The organism is Streptomyces ruber, assembly GCF_014648075.1.
Taxonomy (GTDB): Bacteria; Actinomycetota; Actinomycetes; order Streptomycetales; family Streptomycetaceae; genus Streptomyces; species Streptomyces ruber.
In genome coordinates this window covers 169532-183043 of the sequence record NZ_BMQK01000012.1, presented here as the reverse complement: position 1 = coordinate 183043, position 13512 = coordinate 169532, and the positions used below count along the sequence as shown (strand labels likewise).

At 69.3% G+C, this 13512-nt stretch carries 10 protein-coding genes and 6 pseudogenes; 2 read left to right on the top strand and 14 right to left on the bottom strand.

Annotated features, from left to right (window positions below):
- Positions 1–10 precede the first annotated feature (10 nt).
- The 4 genes and pseudogenes from IEZ04_RS23825 to IEZ04_RS23810 all read right to left on the bottom strand — a co-directional run bounded on the left by IEZ04_RS23825 (position 11) and on the right by IEZ04_RS23810 (position 2964).
- Positions 11–960: pseudogene (locus IEZ04_RS23825) on the bottom strand (IS481 family transposase).
- 182 nt (positions 961–1142) lie between these two features.
- Complete coding sequence (locus IEZ04_RS23820) at positions 1143–2048, bottom strand: NAD-dependent epimerase/dehydratase family protein (protein WP_189218985.1); 906 nt, start codon at positions 2046–2048, stop codon at positions 1143–1145.
- Positions 2049–2089: 41 nt separating this feature from the next.
- The gene (locus tag IEZ04_RS23815) at positions 2090–2425 is read right to left on the bottom strand and encodes an alpha/beta fold hydrolase (protein ID WP_189218984.1); all 336 of its coding nucleotides are present in this window, start codon (positions 2423–2425) and stop codon (positions 2090–2092) included.
- A complete protein-coding gene (locus IEZ04_RS23810; RefSeq protein ID WP_189218983.1) occupies positions 2422–2964 on the bottom strand; it encodes an alpha/beta fold hydrolase in 543 nt (180 codons plus the stop codon). Before IEZ04_RS23810 ends, IEZ04_RS23815 begins: the two co-directional genes overlap by 4 nt.
- Before the next feature lie 73 nt (positions 2965–3037).
- On the opposite strand from IEZ04_RS23810, the gene IEZ04_RS23805 reads away from it, so the two are divergent.
- Positions 3038–3442: a MarR family winged helix-turn-helix transcriptional regulator gene (locus tag IEZ04_RS23805; RefSeq protein ID WP_189218982.1), complete on the top strand. Its 405-nt coding sequence runs from the start codon at positions 3038–3040 to the stop codon at positions 3440–3442.
- A gap of 358 nt (positions 3443–3800) precedes the next feature.
- Here IEZ04_RS23805 and IEZ04_RS23800 read toward each other — a convergent pair.
- The 7 genes and pseudogenes from IEZ04_RS23800 to IEZ04_RS23775 form a co-directional block, all read right to left on the bottom strand.
- A pseudogene (locus IEZ04_RS23800) lies at positions 3801–4322 on the bottom strand (transposase); the annotation flags it as partial.
- A gap of 383 nt (positions 4323–4705) precedes the next feature.
- Positions 4706–5447 (bottom strand): annotated as a pseudogene (locus IEZ04_RS23795) (IS5 family transposase); the annotation flags it as partial.
- A 93-nt stretch (positions 5448–5540) separates the two neighbouring features.
- Positions 5541–5969 carry a RacP protein gene (locus IEZ04_RS23790; RefSeq protein WP_189218981.1) on the bottom strand — a complete coding sequence of 143 codons (429 nt, stop codon included), beginning with the start codon at positions 5967–5969 and terminating at the stop codon, positions 5541–5543.
- 3 nt (positions 5970–5972) lie between these two features.
- Positions 5973–6139, bottom strand: a pseudogene (locus IEZ04_RS35105) (DUF6192 family protein); the annotation flags it as partial.
- A 276-nt stretch (positions 6140–6415) separates the two neighbouring features.
- Complete coding sequence (locus IEZ04_RS23785; protein WP_189218980.1) at positions 6416–7477, bottom strand: CU044_5270 family protein; 1062 nt, start codon at positions 7475–7477, stop codon at positions 6416–6418.
- Positions 7474–8121 carry an RNA polymerase sigma factor gene (locus tag IEZ04_RS23780; protein WP_229821221.1) on the bottom strand — a complete coding sequence of 216 codons (648 nt, stop codon included), beginning with the start codon at positions 8119–8121 and terminating at the stop codon, positions 7474–7476. The genes IEZ04_RS23785 and IEZ04_RS23780 overlap by 4 nt, the downstream gene beginning before the upstream one ends.
- A gap of 327 nt (positions 8122–8448) precedes the next feature.
- Positions 8449–9528 (bottom strand): annotated as a pseudogene (locus tag IEZ04_RS23775) (ISAzo13 family transposase); the annotation flags it as partial.
- Positions 9529–9737: 209 nt separating this feature from the next.
- On the opposite strand from IEZ04_RS23775, the pseudogene IEZ04_RS23770 reads away from it, so the two are divergent.
- A pseudogene (locus tag IEZ04_RS23770) lies at positions 9738–10553 on the top strand (IS5 family transposase).
- Here the strand turns inward: IEZ04_RS23770 and IEZ04_RS23765 are convergent.
- From IEZ04_RS23765 to IEZ04_RS23755, 3 genes are read right to left on the bottom strand one after another with little or no spacing between them, the layout of a single operon-like run.
- Positions 10550–11581, bottom strand: coding sequence for a hypothetical protein (locus IEZ04_RS23765; RefSeq protein ID WP_189218979.1), 1032 nt, complete (start codon positions 11579–11581; stop codon positions 10550–10552). The pseudogene IEZ04_RS23770 and the gene IEZ04_RS23765 sit on opposite strands and share 4 nt — an antisense overlap.
- A complete protein-coding gene (locus IEZ04_RS23760; RefSeq protein WP_189218978.1) occupies positions 11560–12141 on the bottom strand; it encodes a hypothetical protein in 582 nt (193 codons plus the stop codon). Before IEZ04_RS23760 ends, IEZ04_RS23765 begins: the two co-directional genes overlap by 22 nt.
- Positions 12129–12704, bottom strand: a complete 576-nt coding sequence (locus IEZ04_RS23755) for a hypothetical protein (protein ID WP_189218977.1) — start codon at positions 12702–12704, stop codon at positions 12129–12131. Before IEZ04_RS23755 ends, IEZ04_RS23760 begins: the two co-directional genes overlap by 13 nt.
- Between the last annotated feature and the right edge of the window lie 808 nt (positions 12705–13512).

The window sequence follows — 13512 nt, the reverse complement described above, 5'->3', positions numbered from 1 at the left end:
GGGTCGCGTCCTAGGTGTACTGACCCGAGAGGTTGGGGACGCGGCTGGCCGGTGGCAACCCCTTGAGGGCGGTGTGTCTCCGGTGATGGTTGTAGCCATGCAGCCACCCCCGGCTAACGCGTCGCGGCGTTCCTGCTCGCTCAGGTAGGGCTTAGCGTAGGCCCATTCGTCGAGGAGGGTGCGGTTGAAGCGTTCGACCTTCCCGTTGGTCTGTGGGCGGTAAGGGCGGGTGCGTTTGTGTGTGATCCCAGCGTCGGCCAGCGTGTCAGCCCAGGTCCGCGACCGGTAGCAGGAGCCGTTGTCGGTCAGGACGCGCTGGACGGTGATCCCGGACTGGTGGAAGAAGTTCTGCGCCCGGGTCCAGAACGCGGAGGCTGTCTCTTTCTTCTCGTCGGCAAGGATCTCGCTGTAGGCCAGCCGGGAATGATCGTCGACGGCGTTGTGGACATAGCTGTAGCCCCCGCCGGCACGGTTCTTGCGGCCGGCCTGACGGCCCAGCACTTGGTGGCCGCCGCCGTTGGGTATGTTGCCGAGCTTCTTGATGTCGACGTGGACCAAGTCACCTGGTGCGGCGTGCTCGTAGCGTCGGATGACGCGGCTTGTGGCGCGGTCCAGATGTGCCAGCCGGGCGATTCGGTATCGGCTGAGCAAGCGGTGGACGGTGGAGGGATTGAGGCCGAGCAAGTAGGCGATGCGGGCCGGTCCCCAGCGGCAGGGCGCGACTTTGATGATGCGTCTCTCGGTACGTGTCGGCGTGCGCCACGGGCTGAGGTGCGGATGGCTGGAGCGATCCAGCATCCCAGCGGGCCCCTGCTCGCGGTAGCGGTCGGCCCACCGCTTCGTAGTGGGCGAGACCTGGAAGCGTTCGGCCGCGCGGCGCAGTGGCCATTGATCGTCGACCACGCAGCGCGCCAGGCGCAGGCGGCCGGTTTCGGTCAGGGGTGCGTTGCGGTGGACCACGCGGGATCTCTCTGGCTCGAAGGACGACGATGGCCGGGTGCACGAGCGTTATCTCGTGCACCCGGCCGTCATGGAAGCGCTGTCACGTGGTGAAGTTCGCCAGTGGGTTGCGAAGCATTGAGTGGGCTCGTCGGAACGCGGGCGCTGTTCGCGAGGCGCCGGTCCTCTCGGGCGGGGCTGGGTCAGGCAGCGGGCTGTGCTGCCTTCCAGGCGCGGTAGTGCCGGTCGGGGGCGTCGGTGAAGGAGGCATGGCGGGGGCGCCAGCCGAGGAGGCGGTGGGCCTTGGCGCTGGTGACGAGTTCGTCTTGGTCGGCGGCCATCTGCATCATGCCGCCCGCCTCGGCGGTCTCCAGGGTGATCTCGCCGGTGTAGCCAGCGGCGCGCCCGGCGGCGTACTGCATGTCCAGGGCGGTCAGGCGCTGGTCGTCGGCGATCACGAACACCTCGCCGTCCACGGCGGTGGGGTTGTCGAGGATGCGGACGTAGGCGTCGGCGAGGTCGTCGACGTGGACCCAGCTCCAGCGCTTGGCAGTGTCGCCGTAGAAGACAGGGTTGCCGGCTTCGGCTGCGGCGAACCACTGGCCGGTCATGGAGGTCGTGGCGGGGCCGCCGTACATGAATCCGGGGCGGACCACGGTGTGCGCGAGGCCGCTGTCGGCGAGTTCCTTCTCCAGGGCGAAGCGGAAGCCGATGGGGCTTTCGGGGTTGCCGGGGGTGTTCTCGTCCATCAGCGGTAGTCCGGTGCGGCCGTAGGAGGAGATGCCGGTGGTGAACACCAGGTGGCGGTGGCGCCCGTCGCGCTCCTGGGCGGCGGTGAGTTCGGCGAGCAGGCGCTGGTCGGCGCCGATCGGGTCGCTCATGTCCATCAGAAGGTGCACGACTGCATCCGTGCTGTCCAGGTGGCCGCGCCAGGTGTCGGGCTCGGAGAAGTCGCCCTGTACAGGGGTGACTTCGTTGATCGCGAGATCGCGGGCGGCCGGGGTGGTGGTGTCGCGGGCCAGGCCCAGGACGGTGTGTCCTGCGCGGGCCAATGCGGCGGAGACACGGCGGCCGGCGTAGCCGGTGGCGCCGATGACGAGGATCTGCATGGTGGTGCTCCGTTTTCGGTGTGGTGCGGGGTGGACGCGCATCAGGCGGCGGGGGAGGTGGTGAAGAAGCGTGCGAGTCGCTCCGCCGTCCAGGCAGGGTTGTCAGCGGCGAAGGTGTGGTCGGCGGCGGGCACGATGTCCGCGCGCACGTCGCGCGCTGCCTGCCGGGTGCCGTCCAGGAGAATCTGCTGTGGCAGTCCGAACTCGCCGTTCAAGACCAGGACGGGCATACGGAGGCGGTTGGCGTTGCGGGCGGCGCGGCCGTCGTCGACGAGGGTGACGTAGTGCTCGAACCCGCCGCGCATCGCGTCGGGCGCGGTGTAGGTGCGCAACAGGTCGGCGCGGTCGGCGTCGGTGAGGCCGCCGCGGCTCATCATCGACCAGAAGCCCCCGACAGGTACGCCTCCTCCTTGCCCGCGGTGACCATCGCGGCCAGCTCGCTCTGGGCGTGGAAGCCGAAGTGCCACGACCCTCCGGTGGCCGGGTTCATGTGCTCCTCCAGGCCGAAGCCGGGCAGGAACGCCTCGCTGAGTACCAGCCGGGACACCTCGTCCGGGTACGCCTGCGCCCAGGCGTGGGCGGTCATCGTGCCCACGTCCGTGCCGACCACGAACGCCTGGTCGTGCCCGAGGTGGCGCAGGAGCCGGTGCAGGTCCTCGGCCTCGTCCCGCTTGCTCCAGTGCCCGGCCGGTATGGAGGAGTCTCCTGAACCGCGCAGGTGAGGCGCGATCACCGTGAAGCCGTGTCTCGCCAGCAACGGCATCACCGTGCGCCACTCGATCCAGCTGAACGGCCATCCGTGGAGGAGGGCGACCGCGGGGCCGCTTCCGCCGATCACGTAGTGCAGCCGGACATCGCTGCTGACCTGGGCGTAGGCATGTACGAACCCGTCAGGTGCAAATGCAGGAGACAGCATGGAACCCCTTCTCAACTTGCTTGCTTAAGCAATAATCACTCTAGTTGCTTGCCTCGTCAAATAAACTGGCTGAATGGACGCCCACGCCGCCCCACTGACACCCGACGAACTCCTCCTATGGCAGAGCCTGGGCCGCTTGGTCCACTCCCTGCCACGCGCACTGGAAGAAGACATGACCCGTGCAGGCGTCACCATGACCGAGTTCGCCGCCCTGCTACTCCTGAGCGAAGCCCCCGACCACCGCATGCGCATGTCCGCCCTCGCCGGCGCCTCCGGCCTCACGCCCTCCCGGATCACGCGCGTCATCGATGGGCTGAGCAAACACAGCCTCGTCCGCAAAGAACGCCACGGCCAGGATGGCCGTGGAGCCGAGGCAGTCCTCACCGAAGCTGGTCTGCGTGCCCTCCGTTCGGCCCAGCCTGCGCACCTGGCCAGCGCCCGCACTCGAGTCCTGGACCAGATTCCCCGGACCTGCTAGCCCCCCTCGCTCAGACCATCGCGGCTGTCGCTGAAAGCCTGTCGCCGAAACAGCGCGGCGCCTGAAGCTGCGCCCCCACGGCCGCCCCTTCCAAGTCCAGGAAGGTCGTGGCGCGTGTTTGAGACAAACAGACTTGAGGCGCTCGGGCGGCTGCGCTCGGCGCCTCTCGGATAAGGGCTCTGTCACCAACCTATGTGGACAGAACACCTAGGTTGCGCTCTACGCCGCGTCCTGGGTCGCATTGGCGTGCCCGCCGAAATGACGGCCAGCACGGCGCTGGCCGGGGGAGAATGGGCGCCACACGACCGCTCGCGGACGCCGACTACTTACCTGGGGAGCTCTGTCCGCAGGAGCCGGCCACCTGGGCCGCGGTGACCTCGGCGACGTCGTCGTCCGGACCGAGGCGGACCGCATCCAGCAACTGACACCACGAAGTTCGGCCGGTCTCCAGCGCGGCCACGAACGAGTACGGCCAGCCGCAAATGAACTGGTCACTGGAGCGACCCGAGCGCCCGTAGACGTGACAGAACAGTCGCTCCGGGCTGCATGGAGCGTCCGGACGCAGCCAGTTGGTCACGTCGACCGCGAGGACCAGCCGGTTGTCGGCCGCCTTGGGCTGCGGCAGCACCGCCAGAGCCCGGCGCAACCCGGCCGCGTCGATACGGCCGCAGTTCAGGGCGTCATACAGGGCGCCGTGACCGCGGCGGTGCTCAGCCAGCAGCGTCAGGTCGACCGGCGAGGCCACCAGCCCGTTCCCGCAGAGCAGCGCGTCCACGAGCTCGAACAGGGTGTCACCGCGCCGGGTCAGGCACGCGTACAGGTCCTCCCGGAAGTGTGACGTGAAGTCGAACGCGTTCCGCCGGGCATCCTGATCGAGCACACTCACCTCTGCGGCCTTCGTACGAATCTGATTCCGTGGCGGAACGCAGGATCATGCGAAGGCCGTCCGCCTGTCCGGCGAATCCCCAGGTGAGTGACGTCGCACGACGCCCTGTTCGACGCCAGAGGTTAAAGAACAAGTTGAGTGCCTGTTTTCAATCCTGAGCTGCGCGTTTGCCCAGATCAGGATTTGAACAGGAGCGGCTCGGGTGGCCCCGGCGACGACCTCAGCGGTTCCGCTGACGGTCTTCCAGTGGTGGTGGGAGGATTGCGCCCAGGCCCGAGGGATCGGGCGGCCTCTGGGTGGCGGTGGTGACCGTCACCACCGTTTCGATCAGTCCCGTTGCGCTTCGCGGGAGTCCGGCTATCCGCTTCGGCGGGCGATTCGCCTGGTCATGATGGTGATCGCGGCCCAGGTGATGAGCGACTCCGAGTGCTGGATGAGCCGTTCGTAGTCCCGTGCATGTCGGCGGGCGTGCATGATCCAGGCGTGTGAGCGTTCGACGACCCAGCGTCGGGGCAGAACGACGAACCCGGAGGTGTTCTTCGGGCGGCTGACGGTCTTGATCGTCAGGTTCAGGTGGGTCTTCGCCCAGGTCACGAGCTGTCCGGCATAGGCGGAGTCGGCCCAGACGATGGTGATTTCAGGGTGCATCAGCCGCAGCCGGAACAGCACCTCTCTGGCCGCGTTGCGGTCGGTCATGTCGGCCGGGGTGACCATGACGAACAGCGGCAGGCCCTTGGTGTCCACGACCAGGTGCCGCTTGCGGCCATTGATTTTCTTGCCGGCGTCGTAGCCGCGGGAGTCCCTGCCGACGGTCTCGGCGGCTTTGATCGACTGGGAGTCGATGACGGTGGCGCCGGTTCCGGGCGCCTTGCCCATTTCGCGGCGGATCCGTTTGCGGAGCTAGTCACGGATCTGTCCGATGATGCCGGCGGCGGCCCAGCGGGCCATGAACCCGTAGCACGTGCGCCAGGGCGGGAAGTCAGTGGGCAGGGCCCGCCACTTGCATCCGGTGTCGACGACGTAGCGGATCGCGTCCACGATCTCCCGGCGGGGGTGCTTCTCGGGCCGGCCGCCTGCCTTCGTTTCGCAGGCCGGTGTCGGCAGCAGGGGCTCGAGCATGGCCCATTCGTCGTCCCATGTGTCGGAGGGGTAGCAGCGCCTGCGCGGCAAGGTCCCCTCCTCGTCAGAACGGGGCGGGGCCGGCCCCGCCGGTCAGGCATCGATGTAGTCGGCGATCACGTCCAGGGTGGACTCGACCGAGCTGAGCAGGGTGTTCAGGTGTCTGATCCACCGTCCCTTCGGCTGGAGGACGGCGTGCGGGGCGACGACGCCGGTGATGAACCGGCGGATCTCGGTGAGCTTCTCCCGGATGATCGAGACTTCGTATGCCTGGAGCTCGGCCGGGTCCGAGCAGAACTTGTAGCCGTCCGTCCTGGTCCAGATCAGCGGGGGCCAGCAGCGTTCGGCGATGATGTCCCGCAGGCAGGCGATGCCTGCCCGGACCTGGCTGGGCGACAACTCGGCGGCCCTGACCAGCTGAGCGAAGGACAGGCCGGCCGGGCGGGCCTCGAAGAGCACGAACCGGACGGTGTCGGCGTGTCGCCGGGCGGCGGCCCATCTGCGCTCGGAAGCGCGGGGCACCGCCTACTCGCCTTGCAGGAGCCGGGCCAGTGCGCCGTCGACGTCCACCTTGCCGGTGTCGACGGCCGTCTCGATCCAGTCCATAGCGTCGCCCGGACCCGGGCGACGTTCTCGTGGACGATGGTGCGTTCGTCGTCGCCAAGCTGGCGGTCGCGCAGGCCGGGGACGACATGGCAGATCCCGAGGGGAACGAGTTCTGCGTGTTCACGTCCCGGGACACCGCTGCCTGAGCTGGGCGGGCTCCTCGGAGGCAGGCCCGCGACGAGTGCGACCGCTCTCCTGCCGAGGACCACGACGGCGCCCACGACCGCGTGGGGCCAGCAGTTCTCCGACGTCGTCCACGCCGTCTGCGTCGCCCACGCAGGTATCGGCGCGCACGGCCGGCGCGGTCACCGTGGCGGTACGTCCCCGGTGTGCACCGGGGACGTACCGCTCGGCGCCCTGCGTCAGCCGTCGCTCCGCTCGGACACCGTGCCGTACCGGTCGACGACGGTGTGCTGGATGACGGCGTCCGTTCCGTAGAGTGTGTCCGTCGTGATGCCCCTGGCCTCGTCGTGCGTGATGTAAGAGCGCGAACCGAGGTAGGCGAGGGTGTCCTCGTCGAAGATCCACTCGTCCCGTGTCGCGGAGGAGGGGTCGTCGCGTGTGATGCCGATGCCATGACGGCCCACGGCGTCCACAGCGTCGGGCACGACGGTCACACCGGGGATCCGTTCGACCGCCCCGTAGAAGGCGGCGGCGTTCGCGGGAGGCATGACCGTGGAGTACAGCAGGTTCCCGATCCTGCTGAAGACGGCCTGGTCCCTCGACTCGTCCTCGCCCGCCTCGACCTGGTCGTACAGCAGCTCCAGCAGGGCGTCGGGGTCGGTGGGCAGCGAGGCCAGCCACTTGTACGTGGGACGGTCGATCCCCGCTGCGACGGGGTCCGGTTGCGTGATGGGAACCAGCTGACCGGGCATCACCGCGTCCTTCCCGGTCTGGCGCCCCCACCCGGCGGTGGTGACAGGACCGGGCTCCTGCGACATCCAGGTCTCGTCCTGGTGCAGGGCCCCCAGGCGCACGGGGCCGGTGAAGGTGCCCGTGTTCTCACGGACCATCCTCTTCATGTACACGAACTGGTCGTCCCGCACCGGTGCCGCACCGGTCGCCATGGCCGCCGTGGCGATCCGGTCGAGGGTGATGGAGGCGCTGTTCGCCGTCGCGATGCCGGACCCGGCTTCCACGGCCGGCCCGGGGTCGCGGTCACCGCCGAGGACGGTGGCCACGAGGGCTGCGGCCAGTGCCACGGACGCGACGGGCAGCAACACGGCGGGGCGCAGCATCCGGCGGCGGCGCGGCGCCGGGCTCGTTCCCGCGGCCGGAACACTGTCGTGGTCGATCTGCTGCATCAGGACTTCCCTGTGATGGAGGTGGCGGTCCGGCGGGAGGTCCCAGCCGCCGGCGGTCGCCAGCAGTTCCTCGGCCTCGCTGAGAGGGAAGCCGGCATCGGGTCGGTCGTCGGCGTTCATCGGGTTTCCTCCTGCACGAACAGGGCCGCGAACGCGGCCCCACCTTCCACCGCTCCGCGGGAGCCCGTCGGTTCCCCCTTCTTTCGGCCGGACGGGCCGGAACTGAGCCGGGCCAGTCGCGCGCGGGCCCGCGACAGCCGTGAACGCACCGTTCCGACCGGGACGCCGAGTGCTTCGGCCGCCTCCGCGTAGTCCAGCCCGGCCGCCACGCACAGGGCGATCACCTCCCGGTCCTGACGCCGCAGTTTCCGCAGAGCGCCGTGGACCGCCGCGAGGCGGCGGGCGTCGTCGATCCGGCCCGCCGTCTCGTCGGCGAAGTCCGGGACCGGCGGCGGGGGCGGATAGCTGGACAGGAAGGAGATCCGGCGGCGCAGACCGCGGTTGGCGTTGTGCGCCCGGTGGGTGGCGATGCCGAACAGCCAGGGTTTGAGCGAGCCGCCTTCGGGCTCCAGTGTCTCCCGGGTGCGCCAGGCGGCGAGGAAGGTCTCGGACACGGTTTCCTCCGCCTCCGACCAGTTGCCGGTCAACCGCAGGGCATGGCTGTAGACCGCCCGCGCGTATGCGTCGTACAGGTCGGCGAACGCCGCACGGTCCCCCGCCCGGATACGCGCCCGCAGCGGGCCCGTGGGTTCTGTCTCTCTCACACTCAGTACGCTCCGCACGGCACGGGCCGGTTCCCGTGGTGCTCGTCACACCTTGGACTCCCCTGCCCGCCGGCTGCTCCGCTCGCGCCGCTCCGCACGGCGACCGGTGTCGACGGCCTCCACGGACGACACCGCCTGGGCCGACGCGTCCACGGCCGCATCCTTGATGGCCTCGCTCCGGCGCCTGTGGGGCCACCTGCATCGCCAGCCTCTACAACCGTCTGCCACGCTCAACGCAGACTATCTCCAGGAACAGGTGCACGAACTGCTCGGCGCCTTGCCCGGGCGGTGGCTGCTTGTCCTGGACGACGCCTTCGCCGACACCGTGAAGCGGTGACGTGTGATCGGCAGGGCGGCGATGTCCTCGTCGCTGATGCGGACGCCGGTGGGGTACTCGCCGTTGTCGAGTTCGGCGTGCACCGTCAGACCGGTGCTGCTGGTCGTCGCGGCAATGGTCCGCAGCATGACTTCATGGCTGGTCAGGGGCCTGCCGCGCCAGTTCGTGGTGATGTGGGAGAACAACCGGTGTTCGATCTCGTTCCACTTCGAGGTGCCGGGCGGCAGATGACACACGGTGATTTCCAGGCCCGTGTCGTCGGCGAGGCCGGCCAGGTGGGTCTTCCAGCCGCGGGTGCGGCAGCCGTTGGAGCCGCCGCCGTCGGCAGTGATCAACAGCCGGCGAGCGCGGGGGCAGTCGTGCCGGCCGCGGGCCCGCCACCAGCGGCGGATCGAGGCGACGGCGAACGCCGCGGTGTCGTGATCGGTGCCGATGGTGACCCAGCCGGTGTTCGCGGTCATGTCGTAGATCCCGTACGGAATCGCCTTCTGGGCCCGGCCGGGGAAGTCGTGCGTGTTGACCTTCACGGGCTGCCGGGCGGGCCGCCACTCGCGCCCGGCGTTCTTGTAGTCGCCGATCAGCGCTTTCTTCTCGGTGTCCACGCTGATCACCGGGTCGCCGACGTCCCGGTGTTCTCGTGCCTGCTCGTTGAGGTAGCGGAACTGGGCGTCGCGGTCCGGGTGCCGGGCGCCCTCGATGGTCTTGGCGTTGGCCTGCAGGCTGAAGCCCTCCTCCCGCAGCAGGCCGGCGACCGTGTCGGCGGAGACCCGGTGACCCTGCCGGGTCAGCTCCGCTGCCAGCTTCCGGGTCGACTTCGTCGTCCACCGCAGCGGCGACACCGGATCACCCCGCTCGTCGGGCTCGACCAACGCCAGCAGCGTGGGCCGCAGCCCCGGGTCCAGCTCACTCGCTCTCTTCCGGCCTCCGCCAGGACGACGCACCCGCCCCAACGGCGCCTGACCGGGATCCAGTTCCGCCACTCCGCGCGAAACCGTGCCCTCCCGGACCCCGGCCGCAGCGGCGACCAGCCTGATCCCGCCATGCCCCGACGACCGCGCTTCCGCCCTCATGACCAACCGGCGCTGACGCTCATCCAGATGCGGCAACGACGCCTGGAACTTCGCGGCCAGGACGGCCTCGATCCCCTCTGGTCTCCCCCATACCAGAACAACGATCCCCGCAGCCGGAAGCCACGACTTGTTTCCCGGCAAGTCCTTACTGGCTCTAACAGAAGTTGCTGATCATGAGACTGTCGGCGGTTCTGTCCGTAGGTCTGGATATGGGAAAGCGTCAGTCGCGGCCGTGGATCGTCTCGGACGAACTGTGGTCGCTGATCGAGCCCTTGCTGCCGAAACCGGGTCCGAAGCTGGTGGAGGGCAGACCGCGGGTGCCGGACCGGCAGGCCCTGTGCGGCATCCTCTTCGTCCTGCACACCGGCATCCAGTGGGAGTACCTGCCCCAGGAGCTCGGCTTCGGCTCCGGCATGACCTGCTGGCGGCGCCTGGCGGCCTGGAACGAGGCCGGCGTCCGGGGCCAGTTGCACGTGCTGCTGCTGGAGAAGCTGAGGTCGAAGAACCAGCTGGACCGGGAGCGGGCGGTGATCGACTCCTCGCACGTGCGGGCTGCCCGCAGAGGCCTCAAAGCGGTCCCAGCCCGGTCGACCGCGCCCGGCCGGGCAGCAAGCACCACCTCATCGTCGACGGCCAGGGCATCCCGCTCGCGGTGTCGCTGACCGGCGGCAACCGCAACGACGTCACGCAACTGCTGCTCCTGCTGGACAAGATCCCGCCGGTCGCGGGCCGTCGGCAGGCCGCGCCGGCGCCCGAAAGCTCTGCTGGCCGACCGCGGCTACGACCACGACATTTACCGTCGCCTCCTCTGGCAGCGCGGCATCCGGCCCGTGATCGCAAGGCGGGACGAGCCTCACGGCACCGGCCTGGGCATCTTCCGCTACGTCGTCGAGCGGACCATCGCCTGGCTCCACGGCTTCCGCCGCCTGCGCATCCGCTGGGAGCGACGCGACGACATCCGCGAAGCATTCCTCGGCCTCGCCGACTGCGTGATCACCCACCGCCACGTCCAACGGCTTTGTTAGGGACTGTAAGTGTGTCCGTCGGGGCCCAGTGCGGTGACGGTGTGGCGGAAGACGGTACGCCCTCGTGCTGTCGCTGCTGCCCGCACTAGGACGCCCGTCTCCGGGTCCACGGTGAAGTGGCAGGTCAGGGCATCGTCCGGGGCCCAGGCGCTGAATGGGAACGTGCGCAGGGGGCGGACGGTGGCCTGGAGGGAGTGCGGTGACGTAGGCGTGACGTTGGCGAGGTGGGAGACGATGCGGGCAGGGGTGAGCAGTTCGGCCAGGCGGGCTGCCGCCGGGCTGGTCCGGTCCGGTGCGTAGTCGCCCGTCATCGTCAGAGTGTTCTCGTCGACGAGGATCGTCCAGGAGCGGGAGGCGGGTACCGATGTGATGGAGAGGTCCTCGTGGGGGTCGGTCTCGATGTGAACTTCCGCTGTCAGGCGAGTGGGCTCCAGCAGGGTTCTGGCCATGCGGGCCAGAATTTCGCCGGCCTGCGTCGACGGGGGCGCATCACGGACGTTCAGGTCGCTGACCTGGGCCGTCGCCAGGGTGCCCTGCTCGTCGTGGAGTGCAGCGGACCGGAGGAAGCCGGTGTCCGGGTCGAGTTGGACGGTCAGGCTGTGGGCGCCTGGGGGTAGCCAGGGGTCGGTGGGGTCGGCGAAGTCCGGGTGCGCAGTGACAGTGAGGTCGATTCCCTCCTGGCTGCGGGATGCCTGTGTCACCGTCCCGATGCCCCGGAGCAGGCGTGCGGGGTCGAGTAGGACGGCCCACGGCTCGTCGCTGTCCTCCTCCCGCAGGCGGAGGGGGGAAATTCCGTCGAGGTGGAAGCTCTGCCGTCGTTCGGGTCGCCGGGTCGCCGGCTCGCCCACCACGCCGGAGCCGAAACGGCCGCCGAGGTCCGCTTCGGTGTCGCGCGCCGCGTACACGATGTCGATCACCGCGTCCACGCACGCGTCCTCGGCGCCCGTCGCCGCGATCCGGGACAGTGCCCAGGCGGCCAGCCGCTCATTGTCCGCGGGCCGGCCGCCTAGCCAAGGGGTAGCTGCCATGAAACCCAGGTCCCCTCCGCGCCAGGACGGTTCGGTGCCCACTGCGCGTACAGTACGCGGTACGGACGGCCGGGCGGCGGCGTGCCGATGACCTCGACCGTGTACGAGCCGTCTTCGTTGTCTGTGGTCCGGCAACCCGGGTCGGTGATCCCGGGCCCGCAGGCCAGGATCTTCTGTCGCCGGGTGTCCTCGTCCGGGATGCCGGACTCGTCGATCGTGCTGTGCAGCATGAAGGAGACGTACGAGGGCGCCGCGGCGGCCGTGACCGTGACCTTGAAGGGTTGCTCGGCGTCGGTCCGCCGGTTCTTCGCTGTGTCCCATCGCAGGTGCTGCGGTGGTGCCTTGTGCCGGTCGCCGCCCCACTGGCCCGCCACCAGTGGGAGGTCGGTGCCGCCGTGCTCCTGGGCGGTTGGAAGGGCCGGGTCGGTGGACGGTGATGCGGCCGGCTCCGGCTGCCGCGCCGGAGGCGTCACGGACGAGACTTGCGTGCAGGAGACGAGCAGGGCGGCGGCGCTGCAGGCCGCCGCCCCGTTCACCGCCGCGCGTGTCAGCCGGCGCACTTGATCTCTTTGTCGTTCTGGTTGTAGACGTGGGCCGAGCCCTTGCCCTGCGGACCGGACGCATAGAAGCGGGCCTGGCCCTTGTAGCGGTACAGCGTGTTCTTCTTGCAGGCCTTGGGGGCCACCACGCGCAGGTTCTTCGTGTCCTTCTTGCCGCCCTTGCCCGTGCTCAGGTGCTCCCAGCCGTACCAGCGGGAGCGGGACAGCGTCCCCTCGGTGTTGAGGTTCGGGGCCGCCTGGCCGCACTTGGTGTCGAAGTGCACGTTGATCGTGCCCTTGGTGGTGTGCGAGTTGTGCGGGTAGTCCACCGAGGCCTTGCACAGGTAGGGCAGGCGTTTGGCCGCGGCCTGCAGGGCGACCGCGCCGGATGCCACGGCGTCGTCCTCCGACAGCTCCCCCTCGCCGAGCACCGCATCCCCCGTGGGGAGCTGCTGGTCCGGCTCGGTGATGTCGATGACCTCCGCTGTGGCCGTGCCCTCGGCGTCCGCCGGGAGCTGGTCGGCCGCGACGGCCGAACCACCGACGGTGAAGGCAATACCTGCCGCGAGAGTGACGGCAGTCATGGACGTGATGACGCGCAACCCCGGGCGCTGAGTCATGGCCACAGGTCCCCCTATGTTGTTCGAAGCATGATGATGGTGGGTGATGAGCGCCGTGTTTCAGGTCGGCAGCGCTCCCCCGCCGTCTCTCTGGTCCCTGAAGATCACGTTCCCAAGTCCGTCACCGCCGCATGGGTCCGTTTTTATTGGCGTCCGCGTGCGTGACGAGCCGTGCGGCCGTGCGGGGTTTCCGATCAAGTGCTGTGGGCCTTGGATGACTTGCGTCAGAGGGCCGCGCACACGCTGCGCATCGAACGTGAGTATTGATTTGGCCGATAATCGTCTATGGGGAGACGGCTTCTGTTGGGGCATGGAAGAAGTACCAGCAGGCAGGGCGGCCCCGCCCTGCCTGCTGGTACTCGTGCTTGTCCAGGGTCAGCCCGTCCGGTTCTTGCGTGGCTTCTTGTGCCGCGCGCCCAGTTCTCCTCGAACCGGCTGGCCGGTCCGGTCGGCAGATTCGTCCGGCGGTCCGGCAGGGAGCCGGCCGGGTGTTCCGGGACGGCCGTGGTGCTGCGGGGAACGGCCTCGGGGTCCCCGCCGCCTTCCGCGGGTCGCGCCAGGATCTCGGGGCTGGGTTCGACAGGTCGTGGGCGAGCGGAACGTCCGCAAGAAGAAGCTGGGCGCTGCGACCCGGCTCCTGGCCCTGTACACCGCCGTTCGCTCCCGACAGCACCGCGGTGACCGCGGCATCGAGGGCACCCGGTCCCGGTCCCGCCAGCGTCATGCTTGCCCGTCGGCGATTACGCCGTAACAGAGGAGGGGCCTTGACCCC